We start from the raw sequence: 18,465 nt of genomic DNA on the forward strand, positions 1-18,465 counted from the left end.
GGAGGCGGTGCGGCCCCGGGGTCCGCTTTAAACGGAAGCTGCCGCCGGGCGGGGCACGTACCCTTTTCTGTTGTGCCGAACGCCAACGAAGACTCCCCCAGCACCCTGAGTGAGGTGCAGCACCGCGCGGTGAACGAACTGCTGCGGGTCGCCCCCGTCGCCGACGAGCTCGGCCGCCGTTTCCGGGAGGCGGGATTCCACCTCGCCCTGGTCGGCGGCTCCGTCCGCGACGCGCTGCTCGGGCGCCTCGGCAACGACCTCGACTTCACCACCGACGCCCGCCCCGAGGACGTCCTGAAGATCGTCAAGCCTTGGGCGGACACGGTCTGGGACGTCGGCATCGCCTTCGGCACCATCGGCTGCCAGAAGAGCGCCCGCGTCGGAGACGCGGTGCGGAGCTGGCAGATCGAGGTCACCACCTACCGGTCGGAGGCGTACGACCGGACCTCGCGCAAGCCCGAGGTGTCCTACGGCGACTCCATCGAGGAGGACCTGGTCCGGCGCGACTTCACGGTCAACGCCATGGCCCTCGCCCTTCCCGAGCAGCGGTTCATCGACCCGCACGGCGGCCTGGAGGACCTGGCGGCAGGAGTGCTGCGGACTCCGGGGACCCCCGAGGACTCCTTCTCCGACGACCCGCTGCGGATGCTGCGGGCCGCCCGGTTCGCGGCCCAGCTGGACTTCGAGGTGGCCGACGAGGTCGTCGCCGCCATGGAGGCGATGTCGGACCGGATCGACATCGTTTCCGCAGAGCGGGTCCAGGCGGAGCTCAACAAGCTGCTGCTCGCCGCGCACCCGCGGAAGGGCCTCGCCCTGCTCGTGGACAGCGGGCTGGCCGACCGGGTCCTGCCCGAGCTGCCGGCCCTCCGGCTGGAGCGGGACGAGCACCACCGGCACAAGGACGTCTACCACCACACGCTGATCGTGCTGGAGCAGGCGATCGACCTGGAGGAGGAGGGCCCGGACCTGGTGCTCCGGCTGGCCGCCCTGCTGCACGACATCGGCAAACCCCGCACCCGCCGCTTCGAGACCGACGGCCGGGTCTCCTTCCACCACCACGAGGTGGTGGGAGCGAAGATGACCAAGAAGCGCATGACCGCGCTGAAGTACTCGAACGACATGGTCCGGGACGTCTCCCGACTGGTGGAGCTGCACCTGCGGTTCCACGGCTACGGCGACGGGGACTGGACGGACTCCGCGGTGCGCCGCTACGTGCGCGACGCGGGCCCGCTGCTGGACCGGCTGCACAAGCTGACCCGCTCGGACTGCACCACGCGGAACAAGCGCAAGGCCAACACCCTCTCCCGGGCCTACGACGGCCTGGAGGAGCGGATCGCCCAGCTCCAGGAGCAGGAGGAGCTGGACTCGATCCGGCCCGACCTGGACGGCAACCAGATCATGGAGATCCTGGGGATCGGACCCGGCCCGGCGGTCGGCAGGGCGTACGCGCACCTGCTGGAGCTCCGGCTGGAGCACGGCCCGATGGGGCGGGACGCCGCGGTGACGGCCCTCAAGGAGTGGTGGGCCGCGCAGGGCTGAGGCCCGGCAGAGCCGAGACCCGTGCCGGCGTGGAACGCACGGCGTTTCACGTGAAACATCTGCCGTGTTTCACGTGAAACGTCGGCCCTCCCGGGCCAGCGCCGTCGCGATCGCGGCGTACAGCAGGGACACCGCCACGATCAGCACCACCGACTTCCCGTCGGGCGGCAGTACCAGCGCGGACACCGCCGCCGCTCCGACGAAGGCGACGTTGAAGAGCACGTCGTAGACGGAGAAGACCCGGCCCCGGAAGTCGTCCTCCACCCGGGACTGGACCTCGGTGTCGGTGGCGATCTTGGCCCCCTGGGTGGCGAGGCCCAGGACGAACGCCGCGGCGAGCATCGGCCCGGGCGTGAAGAACAGTCCCAGGGCGGGGACCAGCACCGCGGCGCCCCCCGCACAGGCCGTGATCCAGCCCCTGGTGCCCAGCCGGGCCGCCATCGGCGGTGTGACCACCGCGGCGGCGAAGAAGCCCGCACCGGAGACGCCGACCGCCAGTCCCAGCAGCGCCAGGCCGTCGGCCTCCTGCTCCGACCAGGCGTACCGGCACAGCATCAGCAGCATCACGAAGAGCGCGCCGTAGCAGAAGCGCATCAGGGTCATCGCGGCCAGCACCTGGGCGGCCTCCCTGCGCCGGGCCAGGTGCCGGAGTCCCTCCGCCATGCCCCGTACGGTCAGGGCGACGCCTTCGGGGACCGACGGGTACCTGTGCTCGGGATCGTGGTCGGGGCCGAGCAGACCGACGGCCAGCCGCAGCGAGGCCAGGGCCGCGGCCAGGTACAGGGCGGCACCGAGGAGGACCACCAGGCCGCCGGTGCCGGAGGAGAGCATGCGCACCAGGAAGGCGAGCCCTCCCCCGGCCGTGGCGGCCAGGGTGCCCGCGGTGGGCGACAGGGCGTTCGCGGTGACCAGCAGGCCGGGGCCGACCACCCGGGGCAGCGAGGCGGACAGCCCCGCCAGCACGAAGCGGTTCACGGCGGTGACCGACAGCGCGGAGGCGTAGAAGAGCCAGTCCGGCACCTGGGCCGCGATCAGCATCCCGGTGACGCAGGCCAGGAAGGCGCGGAGCAGATTGCCGTAGAGGAAGACCTGCCGGCGCCGCCAGCGGTCGAGCAGCACGCCGGCGAAGGGGCCGATCACGGAGTAGGGCAGCAGCAGGACCGCCATGGCGGAGGCGATGGCCGCCGGCGAGGTCTGCTTCTCCGGGGAGAAGACCACGTACGTGGCGAGGGCCACCTGGTAGACGCCGTCGGCCGCCTGGGAGAGGAGTCGTACGGCGAGCAGGTTCCGGAAGTCCCTCAGGCGCAGCAGCACGCGCAGATCCCGTACGACAGGCATGAGGGAAGGGTCACACACGCGGAGGGTCCCCGGACACATTGTCCGGGGACCCTCCGCGGAAGAGAGAGCGAAGACCAGGCGGTCCTCCCGCTCTTTAGCGCTCGACCTCGCCCTTGATGAACTTCTCGACGTTCTCGCGGGCCTCGTCGTCGAAGTACTGGACCGGCGGGGACTTCATGAAGTACGAGGAGGCGGAGAGGATCGGGCCGCCGATGCCGCGGTCCTTGGCGATCTTCGCGGCGCGCAGGGCGTCGATGATGACACCCGCCGAGTTCGGGGAGTCCCACACCTCGAGCTTGTACTCGAGGTTCAGCGGAACGTCACCGAAGGCGCGGCCCTCAAGGCGGACGTACGCCCACTTGCGGTCGTCGAGCCACGCGACGTAGTCGGACGGGCCGATGTGGACGTTCTTCTCGCCCAGCTCGCGGTCACGGATCTGCGAGGTGACGGCCTGGGTCTTGGAGATCTTCTTGGACTCCAGGCGCTCGCGCTCGAGCATGTTCTTGAAGTCCATGTTGCCGCCGACGTTCAGCTGCATGGTGCGCTCGAGGACGACACCGCGGTCCTCGAAGAGCTTCGCCATCACGCGGTGCGTGATGGTGGCGCCGACCTGCGACTTGATGTCGTCGCCGACGATCGGGACACCGGCCTCGGTGAACTTGTCCGCCCACTCCTTGGTGCCGGCGATGAAGACCGGGAGGGCGTTGACGAAGCCGACCTTGGCGTCGATGGCGCACTGCGCGTAGAACTTCGCAGCGTCCTCGGAACCGACCGGGAGGTAGCAGACGAGGACGTCGACCTGCTTGTCCTTGAGGATCTGGACGACGTCGACCGGGGCCTCGGCCGACTCCTCGATGGTGGCCCGGTAGTACTTGCCGAGACCGTCGAGGGTGTGGCCGCGCTGCACGGTCACGCCGGACTGCGGGACGTCGCAGATCTTGATGGTGTTGTTCTCGCTGGCGCCGATGGCGTCCGAGAGGTCGAGGCCGACCTTCTTCGCGTCCACGTCGAACGCGGCGACGAACTCGACGTCGCGCACGTGGTAGTCGCCGAACTGCACGTGCATCAGGCCGGGGACCTTGGACGCCGGGTCGGCGTCCTTGTAGTACTCGACACCCTGCACCAGCGAGGCGGCGCAGTTGCCCACGCCGACGATGGCTACGCGAACCGAACCCATTCGGTTGCTCCCTGTTCGTTCTCGGACGAGGACCTGCTGGGAAGCAGGGCCTCAGTGTGTGGTTTCGTCGGACGGACCGGGACTTCGCTGGTCCCGTCCCGCCCGCTCACTCTCGATGAGCTCGTTCAGCCAGCGCACTTCGCGCTCCACGGACTCCATACCGTGACGCTGCAGCTCGAGCGTGTAGTCGTCGAGGCGTTCCCGCCCGCGGGCGAGGGAGGCGCGCATCTTCTCCAGACGCTCCTCCAGCCGGCTGCGGCGCCCCTCCAGGACCCGCATCCGCACCTCGCGTTCGGTCTGGCCGAAGAAGGCGAAGCGGGCGGCGAAGGATTCGTCCTCCCAGGCCTCGGGCCCGGTGTGCGCGAGGAGCTCCTCGAAGTGCTGCTTCCCCGCGGGCGTCAACCGGTAGACGATCTTGGCCCGCCGCCCTGCGAGTGAAGCGGCGAGGGCGTCTTCCGGAGCATTGCCGGGTTCCTCGATCAACCAGCCGTTGGCGACCAGCGTCTTGAGGCAGGGGTAGAGCGTGCCGTAGCTGAACGCCCGGAACACCCCCAGCGAGGTGTTGAGCCGCTTCCGCAGCTCGTATCCGTGCATGGGGGACTCGCGGAGCAGGCCGAGCACGGCGAACTCGAGGATGCCGGAGCGTCTGCTCATCCGCCCACGTCCTCCCTCACCCCTGAGTTCGCAACTCTTTATGCCGAGCTGATGTATCGACTCGATACATCAGCACGATAGAACGGCCTGCGCCCGGCGACAAGTGGACACCCTGTGACCGGCGTCACATTGCCGGATCGGATCCAATTCACAGCAGGTCAGTTGCCTGTTTTGGGGTGAACCAGGGCACTGGGCGGGTTTTGCGCGTGCGTAGTCTGTCCGCCATGAGCGAGCACCGCCGCAAACCGCCGCAGCCCGAGGGCGGCGGCCGCGCAGCGTCCCGCCGGGCTGCGCAGCAGCGCCCCGGCCGAGGGTCCGTGCCCGGACGCAACGTCCCCACCACATCGCACAGTGGTCCGTACGGAAGCCCGTACGGTGATCAGCAGGGCCCCGGCGGCAGAGCCGAGGCCCGCCGGGCCGCACAGCGAGTCTCCGGCCGCGGCCGGGGCGGGGGCAACGGGACGGGCCGACCTGACAAGCGGCTGATCAACTACCCGCGGTCCGACAAGGACGGCTGGCAGCGGTTCATGCCCTCGTGGAAGCTGGTCGGCGGTACGGCGCTCGGATTCTTCGCGATCGTGACGGCCGGCGCCGGCATCGGTATCGCCATGGTGGGCACGCCGGACCCCAACAAGGCGGCCCAGGCTCAGAACAACGTCTACTACTGGGCCGACGGGACCCAGATGGCGGCGACGGGCGGCGAGACCAACCGGCAGATCGTCAAGATCGAAGAGATCCCGCTGTCGATGCGCAACGCGGTGATCTCCGCCGAGAACGCGTCCTTCGAGACCGACAAGGGCGTCGACCCCATGGGCGTGGGCCGAGCCGTGTTCAACATGGCCACCGGCGGCGACACCCAGGGCGGCTCGACCATCACCCAGCAGTACGTCAAGAACAACTTCCTCAGCTCCGAGCAGACCCTGAAGCGCAAGGTCACGGAGCTGTTCATCGCGATCAAGCTGGGTGTCAGCGAGGAGAAGGACACCGTCCTCGCCGGCTATCTGAACACCGCCTACTACGGCCGGGACGCGTACGGCATCCAGGCCGCCTCCCGCGCCTACTTCGGCAAGGACTGCGACGAGCTCACCCCGTCCGAGAGCGCCTTCCTGGCCCAGGTGCTGAAGGGCCCCAACCTCTACAACCCGGACGGCGGCATCGGCAGCCAGGCCACCCCCAAGCTGAACACCGAACGCGCCCAGAAGCGCTGGGCCTGGGTCCTGGACCGCGAGGCCGAGGTGGGCCGGATGAGCCCCCAGGAGCGCGACCAGGCCAAGGCGGCAGGCTTCCCCAAGCTGATCGACCCCGCGCAGGCCCGCTCGCTCGCCGGACAGACCGGCTACCTGGTCGAGACGGCCAAGCAGTACGTGATGAAGACCAAGGGCCTCACCCCGGAGCAGATGTCCCGCGGTGGCTACCGGATCACCACCACCTTCCAGAAGCCCAAGGTGGACGCGCTGGCCAAGGCCGTGGACGACACCCGCAAGGACTTCCTGGACCCGGTCAAGCGCCCCGAGCACGACACGAACGTGCAGTTCGGCGCGGCCTCGGTGGACGTGAAGACCGGTGCCATCGTCGCCCTGTACGGCGGCCCGGGCTGGGACCAGAAGTACTTCAACAACAACGCCAACACCACCGGCGTCCCGGTCGGCTCGACCTGGAAGCCCTACGTGCTGGCCGCGGCCATGGAGTACGGCACCCAGAACTCCGACGGCCGGGGCATCTCGGCCGACAGCAAGTACATGGCCAACGACCTCACCGTGATCAACAACCGGGAGGGCAAGCCGCTGCGGGACAGCAAGGGCAGGCCCTTCAGGCAGAAGAACGAGAGCCCCACCCAGTACGGCTACGTCACGCTCAACGAGTCGATGGAGAAGTCCATCAACGTGCCGTTCGCCCAGCTCGTCTTCGACGTCGGCCACGAGAAGGTGCGCAAGATGGCCGCGTCCACCGGCATCCTGCGCGACTCGATGAACCCGAACAACGACGCCTCCTTCGCGCTCGGCACCTCCACCCCCAGCGCCATCCGGATGGCCGACTCCTACGCGACCTTCGCCGCCTCCGGCACCCACCACGAGCCGTTCTCGGTGACCAAGGTGATCAAGGACGGTCAGACGCTGGACGGCTTCGAGGCACCCAAGGCGGAGCGGGCGATGGACAACGCCATCGCCGACAACGTCACCAAGGTGCTGGAGAACGTCGTCCAGAACGGCACCGGCACCAAGGCCAAGAAGCTGGGCCGGCCGGCCGCCGGCAAGACCGGTACCACCGACTACAACAAGTCGGCCTGGTTCGTCGGCTACACCCCCGAGCTCTCCACCGCCGTGACGCTCTTCCGGACCGACCCCAACGCCAAGGAGAAGACGCTCGAGTCGATGAACGGCGTCGGCGGCATCGACTCCATCCACGGTGGTGACATCCCGGCCGAGATCTGGACCGAGTACATGAAGGTCGCCCTCAAGGGCACCCCGGTGAAGGACTTCCCCGAGGCCGAGGACATCGGCGTGACCGCGGACTCCGCCGGAGCCCCCTCGCCGACGCCTTCGCCGAGCATCACCCCGTCGCCGTCGAAGTCCAAGGACCCCGAGCCCAGCCCCAGCCCGTCGAAGCCCTCCCCGTCCAAGGGCGGCAAGCCGTCCTGCAAGCCGTGGCAGTGGAGCTGCAACAACGACGGCGGCACCACCACCGGAACCGACACCGGCGGGATGACCGACGGGGGCACGGACCGCGGTCCCACCGGGGACCCGGACCCGAGCCCCACCTTCACGACCAAGAGGCCGGGCCGGAGCGACGGGGGCACCACCACCGGCAGCACCATCTGGGGTACCGGCACCACCGGCGGCGGCTGAGCCCCGTACGGCAGGATGAACGCATGACCAAGGTGCACGAGGACCACCCCGTACCGCCCACCCGGGAGGACGGTCTGGCCGCCGCAGGCAGCGAGCTCATCGGCGGCCCGCTCGGCCGCCACGCCCTGCGGGGAGGCCACTGGCTCACCCCGGTACGGGTCGTGGTCCTCGTCGCCCTCGGCATGTTCGCCCTGGGCATGGTGCAGAAGGTGCCGTGCTACGACTGGGCCTGGTTCAAGGGCGCGAGTTCCCAGTACACCCACGCCTGCTACTCCGACATCCCGCACCTGTTCGTCGTACGCGGCTTCGCCGACGGCCTCACGCCGTACTTCGACCGGCTGCCCGGCGACATGGAGTACCTGGAGTACCCGGTCCTCACCGGCCTCTTCATGGAGGTCGCCTCCTGGCTGACCCCGGGCGGCGGCTCCATGCAGCACCGCGAACAGATCTACTGGATGGTCAACGCCGGCATGCTGATGGCCTGCGCTGCCGTCATCGCCGTCTGCGTCGCCCGCACCCACCGCCGGCGCCCCTGGGACGCGCTGCTGTTCGCCCTGGCACCGGCCTACGCGCTCACCGCCACCATCAACTGGGACCTGCTGGCCATTGCCCTGACCGCGGCCGCGATGCTCATGTGGTCCCGCGGCCGGGCCCTCGGCTTCGGCATCCTCATCGGCCTGGCCACCGCCGCCAAGCTCTACCCCGTCCTGCTGCTCGGCCCGCTGTTCGTGCTGTGCTGGCGGGCCGGGAAGTGGCGGGCCTTCGGAACCGCCCTCCTGGGCGCCGCCGGCTCCTGGCTGCTGGTCAACCTGCCCGTGATGGCCGGGGCCTGGGAAGGCTGGACGAAGTTCTACACCTTCAGCCAGGAACGCCCCATCGACTTCGGCTCGGTATGGCTGCTGATTTCCCAGCGCTCCGGGAACCCCCTGGAGGACGCCAACACCTACGCCACCGTGCTGAACCTGGTGCTGTGCGCGGCCGTCGGGCTGCTCGCCCTGACCGCCCCCAGGCGGCCCCGGTTCGCCCAGCTCGCCTTCCTGGTGGTCGCCGTCTTCATCCTGACCAACAAGGTCTACTCGCCGCAGTACGTGCTGTGGCTGATCCCGCTCGCCGCCCTCGCCCGGCCGCGCTGGCGGGACTTCCTGATCTGGCAGGCCGGAGAGGTCGTCTACTTCCTCGGGATCTGGATGTACCTCGCCTACACCACCAGCGGGGACAAGCACCAGGGCCTGCCCGTGGAGGGCTACCAGCTGGCGATCGCCGCCCACCTGCTGTGCACCCTCTACCTGTGCGCGGTCGTCGTACGCGACATCCTGCGGCCCGAGCGGGACCCGGTGCGCCGCGACGGCTCGGACGACCCCTCGGGCGGGGTGCTGGACGGGGCCCCGGACGTGTTCGTGCTCGGAGACGCCGCGAGGGCGCCGCAGGAAGCGGCGCCCTCGGAAGGACAGCGGGTCGAGTGGGGCGTTCGCCCCTGAACCGGCGGGCGCCCCTGAACCAGGGGCGCCCCTGAACCGGCCCTAGCGGTCGACGGAGCGGTCGAACTGGGTGGTGGTGTGCCGCAGGTGCGCCACGAGCTCGTCGCCCACGTGCGGCTCCGTCGCGTCCGAGGGCACGAACAGGATGGAGACCTGCATGTGCGGGGGCTCCGCGAACCAGCGCTGCTTGCCCGCCCACACGAACGGAGAAAGGTTCCGGTTGACCGTGGCGAGGCCGGCCCGGGCCACGCCCTTGGCCCGCGGCATCACCCCGTGCATCGCCTTGGGAGCCTCCAGGCCCACGCCGTGCGAGGTTCCGCCCGCGACCACCACCAGCCAGCCGTCCGAGGCGGTCTTCTGCTGCCGGTAGCCGAAGCGGTCGCCCTTGGCCACCCGGGTCACGTCCAGGACGGTGCCCTTGTACTGGGTCGCCTCGTGGTCGCCCAGCCACAGCCGGGTGCCGATCCGGGCCCGGAAGCGGGTCTGCGGGAACTGCTGCTGGAGCCGTGCCAGCTCCTCGGCGCGCAGGTGGCTGACGAACATCGTGTGCAGCGGCAGCCGGGCCGCGCGCAGCCGGTCCATCCAGCCGATGACCTCCTCGACGGCGTCCGAGCCGTCGGGCCGGTCCAGCGGCAGGTGCAGGGCGAAGCCCTCCAGCCGGACGTTCTCTATGGCCGCCGGCACCAGGCCCAGGTCCTGCTCGGACACCCCGTGCCGCTTCATCGAGCTCATGCACTCGATGACCACCCGGACGCCGTGCAGACCGCGCAGGCCGTCCACCGAGGACACGGAGCGGATCACCCGGTCCGGCAGCGGCACCGGGTCCTCACCCAGCCGGAACGGGGTGAGGACCAGCAGGTCCCCGCTGAACATGTCCTTGATCTGCTCGGCCTCGTAGGTGGTGCCGACCGCCAGGATGTCGGCTCCCAGGCGGGTCGCCTCCTCGGCCAGCCGCTGGTGGCCGAAGCCGTAGCCGTTGCCCTTGCAGACCGGGATGATCCCCGGGAACTGGTCGAACACCTGCTTCTGATGCGCACGCCAGCGTGCGGTGTCGACGTAGAGCGTGAGCGCCATGCCCGCCCCGACCCTTTCTCTCGGCTTCGTTCGGCTTCTGTCGCGTCGGTCAGCGGCGCGACATGTAGATGTCGAGCGCCTTGTGCAGCATCTTGTTGAGCGGGAAGTCCCACTCACCGACGTACTCGACGGCCTCGCCGCCGGTGCCGACCTTGAACTGGATCAGACCGAACAGGTGGTCGTTCTCGTCCAGGGTGTCACTGATGCCCCGCAGGTCGTAGACGCTGGCGCCGAGCGCGTACGCGTCCCGCAGCATCCGCCACTGCATGGCGTTGGAGGGACGGACCTCGCGCTTGTGGTTGGCGGAGGCGCCGTACGAGTACCAGACGTGCTGGCCGACGGTGAGCATCGTGGCGGCGGCCAGCGGCTCCCCCTCGTGCGTGGCGATGTACAGCCGCATCCGGTTGGGGTCCTCGGAGTTGAGGGCCGTCCACTGGCGCTGGAAGTAGCTGAGCGGGCGCGGGCGGAACTTGTCCCGCTCGGCCGTGATCTCGTACAGGTGCTGCCAGGTGGGCAGGTCGTCGTAGCCGCCCTGGACCACCTCGACGCCGGCCTTCTCGGCCTTCTTGATGTTGCGGCGCCACAGCTGGTTGAAGCCCTTGAGGACATCGTCCAGGGAACGGTTCGCCAGCGGCACCTGGAAGACGTAGCGCGGCTGCACGTCGCCGAAGCCGGCGCCGCCGTCCTCGCCCTGCTGCCAGCCCATCCGGCGCAGCTTGTCCGACACCTCAAAAGCACGCGGCTCGATGTGCGAGGCCTCCACGTCCCGCAGGCGCTTGACCTCGGGGTCCTGGATGCCGGACTTGATGGCGGCCGCGTTCCAGCGGCGGATGACCACCGGCGGGCCCATCTTCACGGTGAACGCGCCCTGCTTCTTGAGGTGGGCCAGCATCGGCTGGAGCCACTCGTCGAGGTTCGGGGCGTACCAGTTGATGACCGGGCCCTCCGGCAGGTACGCGAGGTAGCGCTTCACCTTGGGCAGCTGGCGGTACAGGACCAGGGCCACACCGACGAGTTCACCGGAGCCGTCGAACCAGCCGAGGCTCTCGTTGCGCCATTCGTTCTTGACGTCGGCCCACGCCGGGACCTGGCAGTGACTCGCCGAGGGCAGGCTCTGGAGATAGGCCAGATGCTGCTCTCGGGTGATGGTCCTCAGGGACAGGCTCATGCGGGGCGCTCCTCCGGCGGCTTCGCTGGGTATGTCGCGAAGCCTACTGTGACGAGGGCGCCACCCATCCGGGGGACAAGCGGCGCCCGTCGCGGAGGTGCCCCGGCTAGCCCAGTAGGCCGCCGAACAGGCCGCCGTTCGCCATGCCGAGGTAGAAGCCGATGCCCGCGGCACCCAGGCCGACGATCATGCCGAAGCGTTCGCGGGTCGTCTCGGAGACGAACTGTCCGTAGGCCCCGGTCAGGATCCCGATCAGGCCGGCCCATGAGGTGAGCAGGTGCAGGCCGGGGAAGAACGCCGTGATGAACGCCACGGCTCCCAGGATCAGCGTGACCGCCAGGAGGGTGTCCTGCAGCGGATGGGACTTGCCGTCGGTGGACAGGAGGGAGATGGGGGTCTTCTGGCCTTGCGTTGCCTGTGCCATGGGTGGCACCTCCTGGCTGAAGCGGGCATAGCACCGAGCACACCCGATGCCTACAGATTGTGTTCCTCCTCCGCCGGATTTCAACCGGAAGGATGCGAGCAGGTACTCTGTACGGTCTGCACTGGTGTCTGCCGGCATCGACCGGCATCGAATGACACCGTGCGGCAAACGCATCACGACCCTCCTGCCACGGAACGACCGTGGCCGCTGAGTCCAAAGGAGGTGGGTTCCACATGCGTCACTACGAGGTGATGGTCATCCTCGACCCCGATCTGGAGGAGCGCGCTGTCTCCCCCCTGATCGAGAACTTCCTCTCCGTCGTCCGTGAGGGCAACGGAAAGGTGGAGAAGGTCGACACCTGGGGCCGTCGTCGTCTCGCTTACGAGATCAAGAAGAAGCCCGAGGGCATCTACTCGGTCATCGACCTGCAGGCCGAGCCTGCGGTCGTCAAGGAGCTCGACCGCCAGATGAACCTGAACGAGTCGGTCCTCCGGACCAAGGTCCTCCGCCCCGAGACCCACTGAACCCCTTCGGTTCAGAGGTAATCGGGTTCGAGTAGCACAAGCAGCCAGCAGCAATCCCCGCCGAGAGGTTCATCCATGGCAGGCGAGACCGTCATCACGGTCGTCGGCAATCTCGTCGACGACCCCGAGCTGCGCTTCACCCCCTCGGGTGCGGCGGTCGCGAAGTTCCGTGTCGCGTCCACTCCCCGTACCTTCGACCGCCAGACCAATGAGTGGAAGGACGGCGAGAGCCTGTTCCTGACCTGCTCGGTGTGGCGGCAGGCGGCGGAGAACGTCGCCGAGTCGCTTCAGCGCGGTATGCGCGTCGTCGTACAGGGCCGGCTCCGCCAGCGCTCGTACGAGGACCGCGAGGGTGTCAAGCGCACGGTCTTCGAGCTGGACGTCGAGGAAGTCGGCCCCAGCCTGCGCAACGCCACGGCCAAGGTCACCAAGACCTCGGGCCGCGGTGGCCAGGGTGGCTACGGCGGTGGCCAGCAGGGCGGCGGCGGTGGCGGTGGCAGCTGGGGTGGAAACTCCGGCGGCGGCCAGCAGGGCGGCGGAGCTCCCTCCGACGACCCCTGGGCCTCCAGCGCTCCGGCCGGCGGCCAGCAGGGTGGCGGCGGTGGCGGCTGGGGTGGAAACTCCGGCGGCTCCGGCGGCGGCTACTCGGACGAGCCGCCCTTCTAGGGCAGCCCGTACCCCCACTTCTTGATCACACAGGAGATACACCATGGCGAAGCCGCCTGTGCGCAAGCCTAAGAAGAAGGTCTGCGCGTTCTGCAAGGACAAGACCGCGTACGTGGACTACAAGGACACGAACATGCTGCGGAAGTTCATTTCCGACCGCGGCAAGATCCGTGCCCGCCGCGTCACCGGCAACTGCACGCAGCACCAGCGTGACGTCGCCACGGCCGTGAAGAACAGCCGTGAGATGGCGCTGCTGCCCTACACGTCCACCGCGCGCTAAGGAAAGGGTGACCGACTGATGAAGATCATCCTGACCCACGAGGTGTCCGGCCTCGGCGCCGCCGGTGACGTCGTCGACGTCAAGGACGGCTACGCTCGCAACTACCTGGTCCCGCGCGGTTTCGCGATCCGCTGGACCAAGGGTGGCGAGAAGGACGTGGCGCAGATCCGCCGCGCCCGCAAGATCCACGAGATCGCGACCATCGAGCAGGCCAACGAGGTCAAGGCCAAGCTCGAGGGCACGAAGGTCCGTCTGGCCACCCGCTCGGGTGACGCCGGCCGTCTCTTCGGCTCCGTGACCCCGGCCGACATCGCCGAGGCGATCGAGGCTTCCGGTGGTCCGAAGGTCGACAAGCGCCGCGTCGAGCTGGCGTCCCCGATCAAGACCCTGGGTTCGTACACGGTCTCCGTGCGTCTGCACGCCGAGGTTGCCGCGAGCGTCCCGGTCGAGGTCGTTGCCGCCTGAGTGCGCAGCAGAAGGGCCCGCACCCCTCGGGGTGCGGGCCCTTCCGCGTTCCGCCGCGTGTTTCACGTGAAACGGGCTGTTTCACGTGAAACACGCGGCTGCACGGTGCTGCCTGTGGCGCTGCGGTGCTCAGCGGGTGGCGCCGGTGACCAGCCAGCGGCCCGAGCGGGCCCGCAGCCGGAGCGTGGCCATCCGGGTCAGCATCATCAGGGTCATGGCCCACCACAGTGCGGTCAGGCCGCCGCCGAGCGCCGGGACGAGCAGGGCGGCCGGGGCGAACACGGCCAGGGTCACCACCATGGCCCCGGCCAGGTAGCGCCCGTCGCCCGCGCCCATCAGGACCCCGTCCAGGACGAAGACGATGCCGGCCACGGGCTGCGAGAGCGCCATCACCAGCAGCGCGGGCAGCAGGGCGTCCCGTACGGCCGGGTCGGAGGTGAAGAGCGGGATGAACAGCGGCCGGGTCAGGACCACCAGCAGGCCGAGCACCACGCCCGAGGCGATTCCCCACTGGACCGCGCGCCGGGCCACCGCCCGGGCGCCCTCGGCGTCCCCGGCGCCCAGGTAGCGCCCGATGATCGACTGGCCGGCGATGGCGATGGCGTCCAGGGCGAAGGCCAGCAGGCTCCACAGCGAGAGCAGGATCTGGTGGGCCGCGATGTCGGTGTCGCCCAGGTGGGCCGCGACGGCGGTGGCCAGCATCAGCATGCCGCGCAGCGAGAGGGTGCGTACCAGGAGGGGCGCACCGGCCTGGGCGCAGGCCCGGATGCCCTTGGCGTCGGGCCGCAGCGAGGCGGCGTGCCGGCGGGCGGCGCGGACGACCACGGTGAGGTAGACGGCTGCCATGCCCCACTGGGCGAGGACGGTGCCCCAGGCGGAGCCCGCGATGCCGAGTCCGGCGCCGTAGACGAGGCCGAGGTTCAGTACACCGTTGGCGGCGAACCCGCCGACGGCGACGTAGAGCGGTGTCCGGGTGTCCTGGAGGCCGCGCAGCACTCCGGTGGCCGCGAGGACCACCAGCATGGCGGGGATTCCCAGGGCGGATATCCGGAGGTAGGTGACGGCGTACGGGGCCGCCGTGGCGGAGGCGCCGAAGGCGTCGACCAGTGCGGGCGCGGTCGGCACCAGGACGGCGATCACGCCGGCGCCGAGGAGCAGGGCCAGCCAGATGCCGTCCATGCCCTGGCGGACGGCGGCCCGGAGGTCTCCGGCGCCGACGCGGCGGGAGACGGCGGCGGTGGTGGCGTAGGCGAGGAAGACGAAGAGGCTGACACCGGTGGTCAGCAGGGCGGCGGCGATGCCGAGGCCGGCCAGCTGGGGGGTGCCGAGGTGTCCCACGATGGCGCTGTCGGCCATGACGAAGAGGGGCTCGGCGACCAGTGAGCCGAGGGCCGGTACGGCCAGTGCGAGGATCTCGCGGTCGTGCCGCTTCGGGTCGGTTCCCGGGGCAGTCTTCGGTGCCGCCTCCGGCAGCGCGGGAGCCTGTGTCATGTGCTCAATCTAATCTTCCACAGGTAATGGATGCAACTGTGCTGTGATCCTTACTGGTGGGTCCGCTCGGGGCTTCCCGGGAGAGAGTTGCGGGGGATCTTGAGACAGTGGCGGATTAATTTCCCCCACCGTGGCCGTGGATGAAGAATTTGCAGGTCAGAGTGGGTAACGGGGTGGGTCGGGTGATTTTGTCCACAGTGCTGTCCCCCGGTCCGTACACAGGTCTGAGGGAGTTACCCACAGGATGGGGCCCGTCATCCACACCTCATCCACACACCCTGTGGATAACAAGATTGGCTGACGTCGTCCGCGGCCCTACCGTTGGACGTTGCCCGACGCGCCGAGAGCAGCTCCGGGTGTCCCACATGTCAGAGCCGTGCCGTAAGAAAGAGTGGCACGGCGAGGTCCGCTTGGCGGACGGGAGGAGGCGGCCCGGTGAGTAGCCCCGAGCCCATGGACGACCCCTGGGCCGACAGTGGTCCGGGCGACCGTCTGCCCGTCCGCCAGCGCCGTGGCGAGGGCCGCGGCCGCGGTGAGGAGCAGCACGACCGAGGAGGCGAGGGCGGCTCCTGGGACGGCGGTGGCGGCTTCGAGCGGGTGCCCCCGCAGGACCTCGACGCCGAGCAGTCCGTGCTCGGCGGCATGCTGTTGTCCAAGGACGCCATCGCCGACGTGGTCGAGGTCCTCAAGGGGGCCGACTTCTACCGCCCGTCGCACGAGACGATCTATCAGGCGATCCTGGACCTCTACGCCAAGGGCGAGCCGGCCGACCCGATCACGGTGGGCGCGGAACTGACCCGGCGCGGAGAGATCAGCAAGGTCGGCGGGGCCTCGTACCTGCACACCCTGGTGCAGTCCGTGCCGACCGCGGCGAACGCCGAGTACTACGCGGAGATCGTCCACGAGCGCGCCGTGCTGCGCCGCCTGGTCTCCGCCGGTACGAAGATCACGCAGATGGGGTACGCGGCCGACGGGGACGTCGACGAGATCGTCAACAAGGCCCAGGCCGAGATCTACGCGGTCACCGAGCAGCGGACCTCCGAGGACTACCTCCCGCTGGGCGACATCATGGAGGGCGCGCTCGACGAGATCGAGGCCATCGGTTCGCGCAGCGGCCAGATGTCCGGCGTCCCCACGGGCTTCACCGACCTGGACTCGCTGACCAACGGGCTGCACCCCGGCCAGATGATCGTCATCGCCGCCCGCCCCGCGATGGGCAAGTCCACCCTGGCCCTGGACTTCGCCCGGGCCTGCTCGATCAAGAACAACCTGCCCAGCGTGATCTTCTCCCTCGAAATGGGCCGCAACGAGATCGCGATGCGCCTGCTGTCCGCCGAGGCGCGGGTGGCGCTGCACCACATGCGCTCGGGCACGATGACGGACGACGACTGGACCCGGCTGGCCCGCCGCATGCCCGATGTGTCCGCCGCCCCGCTCTACATCGACGACTCCCCGAACCTGTCGATGATGGAGATCCGCGCCAAGTGCCGCCGGCTCAAGCAGCGCAGCGACCTCCAGCTGGTCGTCATCGACTACCTCCAGCTGATGCAGTCGGGTGGCGCGCGCCGGCCCGAGAGCCGCCAGCAGGAGGTCTCGGACATGTCGCGAAACCTGAAGCTGCTGGCGAAGGAGCTGGAGGTGCCGGTGATCGCGCTGTCCCAGCTGAACCGTGGCCCCGAGCAGCGTACGGACAAGAAGCCGATGGTCTCCGACCTGCGTGAGTCCGGATCCATCGAGCAGGACGCCGACATGGTGATCCTGCTGCACCGCGAGGACGCGTACGAGAAGGAGTCGCCGCGCGCCGGCGAGGCCGACCTGATCGTGGCCAAGCACCGTAACGGCCCCACGGCGACGATCACCGTGGCCTTCCAGGGCCATTATTCGCGGTTCGTGGACATGGCCAACACGTAGCATCCCGGGCATGACTGACATGCCCTCGGGCGAGGCCCTGCCGGATGAGGCCCTCCTCCCCTCCACCCGTCGCTCACTGCTGCACCGGATCGCGGTGGCCCAGTCCGAAGGGCGGTCGCCGTCGCTGGCGGCGGCCGTCGCGCGGGGCGGGGAGATCGTCTGGGAGGGCTCCCGGACGATGGTGGAGGGCCACGGGCCGGACGGCGCGGTGCAGTACCGGATCGGTTCGATCAGCAAGACGTTCACCGCGGTGCTGGTGATGCGGCTCCGCGACGAGGGCCTGCTGGACCTCGGGGATCCGCTGGAGAAGCACCTGCCGGGGACCGGCGTGGGCGAGGTGACCATCGGTCAGCTGCTGGCCCACACGGGCGGCCTGGCGGCGGAGACCCCCGGCGAGTGGTGGGAGCGGAGCTCCGCGGCGCTCCGGCCGGAACTCTCCGACGTCCTGGGCGAGGAGCCGTTCCGGCACGTTCCCGGCCGGCGCTTCCACTACTCCAACCCCGGTTACACGCTGCTGGGTTCGCTGGTCGAGGAGCTTCGCGGGCGCCCCTGGGAGGACGTCCTGCGGGCCGAGGTGCTGGACCCCCTGGGCCTGGGCCGGACCGGCGCGCAGCCGGTGGCACCGCACGCGGGCGGCTGGGCGGTGCACCCGTGGGCGGACGTGATGATGCCGGAGCCGGCGGAGGACCTGGGGCTGATGGCCGCGGCCGGCCAGCTGTGGTCGACCACCCGCGACCTGGCCCGGTTCGCGGTGTTCCTGGCCCGGGGCGACGACCGGGTGCTGGGTGCGGAGTCGGTACGGGAGATGCGTACGGCCGCCGCTCCGCCGGAGCCGGGCAGCGCCGACGCCGGGTACGGGCTGGGCCTGCAGCTGGCCGAGACGGAGGGGCGGCGACTGGCCGGGCACAGTGGCTCCCTGCCGGGGTTCGTGGCCGGGCTCTGGTTCAGCGAGGCGGACGACGTGGCCGCGGTGGTGCTCGCCAACTGCACCTCGGGCCTGCCGGCGGCCGGGGTGGCGATGGACCTGGTGCGGATCGTGGCCGAGGCGGAGCCGCGCATCCCGGAGCCCTGGCGGCCGCTGCGGGAGTCGGACCCGGTGGCGCTGGACGTGGTGGGGCCCTGGTACTGGGGGACCTCGCCGTTCGGCCTGCGGCTGACGGCCGACGGGCTGCTGGACATGGTCCCGCTGGGGGAGACGGGCCGCTCGGCACGGTTCCGGCCCGCCGGGGACGGCACCTGGACCGGGCTGACCGGCTACTACGCCGGTGAGACGCTGCGGGCCGTGCGCCGGGCGGACGGCACGGTGAGCCACCTCGACCTCGGCTCCTTCGTGTTCACCCGGCTCCCGTACGACCCCGGGGCCCCGGTGCCCGGCGGGGTGGACCCGCAGGGCTGGCGGGGCATCGGCTAGGCACCGGCCGGGCGGTACG

At 69.9% G+C, this 18,465-nt stretch carries 16 protein-coding genes; 9 read left to right on the forward strand and 7 right to left on the reverse strand.

Annotated elements, in window-relative coordinates:
- Positions 1-72: 72 nt before the first annotated feature.
- On the forward strand, positions 73-1,539 hold the full coding sequence (locus AB0O36_RS09295) for a CCA tRNA nucleotidyltransferase (protein ID WP_365106377.1): 1,467 nt from the start codon (positions 73-75) through the stop codon (positions 1,537-1,539).
- A 69-nt stretch (positions 1,540-1,608) separates the two neighbouring features.
- On the opposite strand, the gene AB0O36_RS09300 is transcribed toward AB0O36_RS09295, so the two are convergent.
- The 3 genes from AB0O36_RS09300 to AB0O36_RS09310 all read right to left on the reverse strand — a co-directional run bounded on the left by AB0O36_RS09300 (position 1,609) and on the right by AB0O36_RS09310 (position 4,708).
- Positions 1,609-2,877, reverse strand: a complete 1,269-nt coding sequence (locus AB0O36_RS09300; RefSeq protein WP_365106379.1) for an MFS transporter — start codon at positions 2,875-2,877, stop codon at positions 1,609-1,611.
- Between the two features lie 94 nt (positions 2,878-2,971).
- Positions 2,972-4,054, reverse strand: a complete 1,083-nt coding sequence (locus AB0O36_RS09305) for an inositol-3-phosphate synthase (protein ID WP_365106382.1) — start codon at positions 4,052-4,054, stop codon at positions 2,972-2,974.
- A gap of 51 nt (positions 4,055-4,105) precedes the next feature.
- A complete protein-coding gene (locus tag AB0O36_RS09310) occupies positions 4,106-4,708 on the reverse strand; it encodes a helix-turn-helix transcriptional regulator (RefSeq protein ID WP_365106384.1) in 603 nt (200 codons plus the stop codon).
- A gap of 224 nt (positions 4,709-4,932) precedes the next feature.
- Here AB0O36_RS09310 and AB0O36_RS09315 point away from each other — a divergent pair, with 224 nt between their 5' ends.
- On the forward strand, positions 4,933-7,554 hold the full coding sequence (locus AB0O36_RS09315; RefSeq protein ID WP_365106387.1) for a transglycosylase domain-containing protein: 2,622 nt from the start codon (positions 4,933-4,935) through the stop codon (positions 7,552-7,554).
- A 23-nt stretch (positions 7,555-7,577) separates the two neighbouring features.
- The gene (locus AB0O36_RS09320; RefSeq protein ID WP_365106390.1) at positions 7,578-9,032 is read left to right on the forward strand and encodes a glycosyltransferase 87 family protein; all 1,455 of its coding nucleotides are present in this window, start codon (positions 7,578-7,580) and stop codon (positions 9,030-9,032) included.
- A gap of 42 nt (positions 9,033-9,074) precedes the next feature.
- Here AB0O36_RS09320 and AB0O36_RS09325 read toward each other — a convergent pair whose 3' ends face one another.
- The 3 genes from AB0O36_RS09325 to AB0O36_RS09335 all read right to left on the reverse strand — a co-directional run bounded on the left by AB0O36_RS09325 (position 9,075) and on the right by AB0O36_RS09335 (position 11,698).
- A complete protein-coding gene (locus tag AB0O36_RS09325; RefSeq protein WP_365106392.1) occupies positions 9,075-10,106 on the reverse strand; it encodes an alanine racemase in 1,032 nt (343 codons plus the stop codon).
- A 49-nt stretch (positions 10,107-10,155) separates the two neighbouring features.
- Positions 10,156-11,274: a peptidoglycan bridge formation glycyltransferase FemA/FemB family protein gene (locus AB0O36_RS09330; RefSeq protein ID WP_365106395.1), complete on the reverse strand. Its 1,119-nt coding sequence runs from the start codon at positions 11,272-11,274 to the stop codon at positions 10,156-10,158.
- Positions 11,275-11,380: 106 nt separating this feature from the next.
- Positions 11,381-11,698 (reverse strand): hypothetical protein, encoded by a 318-nt coding sequence (locus tag AB0O36_RS09335; protein WP_365106398.1) that lies wholly within the window; start codon positions 11,696-11,698, stop codon positions 11,381-11,383.
- Between the two features lie 233 nt (positions 11,699-11,931).
- Here AB0O36_RS09335 and rpsF point away from each other — a divergent pair, with 233 nt between their 5' ends.
- The 4 genes from rpsF (at position 11,932) to rplI (ending at position 13,633) form a co-directional block, all read left to right on the forward strand.
- On the forward strand, positions 11,932-12,222 hold the full coding sequence (rpsF, locus tag AB0O36_RS09340; RefSeq protein WP_004950685.1) for a 30S ribosomal protein S6: 291 nt from the start codon (positions 11,932-11,934) through the stop codon (positions 12,220-12,222).
- 75 nt (positions 12,223-12,297) lie between these two features.
- Positions 12,298-12,888: a single-stranded DNA-binding protein gene (locus AB0O36_RS09345; RefSeq protein ID WP_365106399.1), complete on the forward strand. Its 591-nt coding sequence runs from the start codon at positions 12,298-12,300 to the stop codon at positions 12,886-12,888.
- A 43-nt stretch (positions 12,889-12,931) separates the two neighbouring features.
- Positions 12,932-13,168, forward strand: coding sequence for a 30S ribosomal protein S18 (gene rpsR, locus AB0O36_RS09350; RefSeq protein WP_005315025.1), 237 nt, complete (start codon positions 12,932-12,934; stop codon positions 13,166-13,168).
- Positions 13,169-13,186: 18 nt separating this feature from the next.
- A complete protein-coding gene (gene rplI / locus AB0O36_RS09355; protein WP_365106401.1) occupies positions 13,187-13,633 on the forward strand; it encodes a 50S ribosomal protein L9 in 447 nt (148 codons plus the stop codon).
- Positions 13,634-13,762: 129 nt separating this feature from the next.
- Here rplI and AB0O36_RS09360 read toward each other — a convergent pair whose 3' ends face one another.
- Positions 13,763-15,124 carry an MATE family efflux transporter gene (locus tag AB0O36_RS09360; protein ID WP_365106404.1) on the reverse strand — a complete coding sequence of 454 codons (1,362 nt, stop codon included), beginning with the start codon at positions 15,122-15,124 and terminating at the stop codon, positions 13,763-13,765.
- A 435-nt stretch (positions 15,125-15,559) separates the two neighbouring features.
- Here AB0O36_RS09360 and dnaB point away from each other — a divergent pair, with 435 nt between their 5' ends.
- Entirely contained in the window at positions 15,560-17,035 is a 1,476-nt protein-coding gene (dnaB, locus tag AB0O36_RS09365; RefSeq protein WP_365106406.1) for a replicative DNA helicase, read from the forward strand.
- A 10-nt stretch (positions 17,036-17,045) separates the two neighbouring features.
- Complete coding sequence (locus AB0O36_RS09370; protein ID WP_365106407.1) at positions 17,046-18,446, forward strand: serine hydrolase domain-containing protein; 1,401 nt, start codon at positions 17,046-17,048, stop codon at positions 18,444-18,446.
- The last annotated feature ends 19 nt before the right edge of the window (positions 18,447-18,465 follow it).

It is taken from the genome of Streptomyces sp. NPDC089799 (assembly GCF_040684755.1).
Lineage (GTDB): Bacteria > Actinomycetota > Actinomycetes > Streptomycetales > Streptomycetaceae > Streptomyces.

What these genes read in the sequence shown, in the direction of transcription:
- AB0O36_RS09300 (WP_365106379.1), bottom strand. Translation starts at nt 2,877, where the DNA reads ATGCCTGTCGTACGGGATCTGCGCGTGCTGCTGCGCCTGAGGGACTTC.
- AB0O36_RS09305 (WP_365106382.1), bottom strand. Translation starts at nt 4,054, where the DNA reads ATGGGTTCGGTTCGCGTAGCCATCGTCGGCGTGGGCAACTGCGCCGCC.
- AB0O36_RS09310 (WP_365106384.1), bottom strand. Translation starts at nt 4,708, where the DNA reads ATGAGCAGACGCTCCGGCATCCTCGAGTTCGCCGTGCTCGGCCTGCTC.
- AB0O36_RS09315 (WP_365106387.1), top strand. Translation starts at nt 4,933, where the DNA reads ATGAGCGAGCACCGCCGCAAACCGCCGCAGCCCGAGGGCGGCGGCCGC.
- AB0O36_RS09320 (WP_365106390.1), top strand. Translation starts at nt 7,578, where the DNA reads ATGACCAAGGTGCACGAGGACCACCCCGTACCGCCCACCCGGGAGGAC.
- AB0O36_RS09325 (WP_365106392.1), bottom strand. Translation starts at nt 10,106, where the DNA reads ATGGCGCTCACGCTCTACGTCGACACCGCACGCTGGCGTGCGCATCAG.
- AB0O36_RS09330 (WP_365106395.1), bottom strand. Translation starts at nt 11,274, where the DNA reads ATGAGCCTGTCCCTGAGGACCATCACCCGAGAGCAGCATCTGGCCTAT.
- AB0O36_RS09335 (WP_365106398.1), bottom strand. Translation starts at nt 11,698, where the DNA reads ATGGCACAGGCAACGCAAGGCCAGAAGACCCCCATCTCCCTCCTGTCC.
- rpsF (WP_004950685.1), top strand. Translation starts at nt 11,932, where the DNA reads ATGCGTCACTACGAGGTGATGGTCATCCTCGACCCCGATCTGGAGGAG.
- AB0O36_RS09345 (WP_365106399.1), top strand. Translation starts at nt 12,298, where the DNA reads ATGGCAGGCGAGACCGTCATCACGGTCGTCGGCAATCTCGTCGACGAC.
- rpsR (WP_005315025.1), top strand. Translation starts at nt 12,932, where the DNA reads ATGGCGAAGCCGCCTGTGCGCAAGCCTAAGAAGAAGGTCTGCGCGTTC.
- rplI (WP_365106401.1), top strand. Translation starts at nt 13,187, where the DNA reads ATGAAGATCATCCTGACCCACGAGGTGTCCGGCCTCGGCGCCGCCGGT.
- AB0O36_RS09360 (WP_365106404.1), bottom strand. Translation starts at nt 15,124, where the DNA reads ATGACACAGGCTCCCGCGCTGCCGGAGGCGGCACCGAAGACTGCCCCG.
- AB0O36_RS09370 (WP_365106407.1), top strand. Translation starts at nt 17,046, where the DNA reads ATGACTGACATGCCCTCGGGCGAGGCCCTGCCGGATGAGGCCCTCCTC.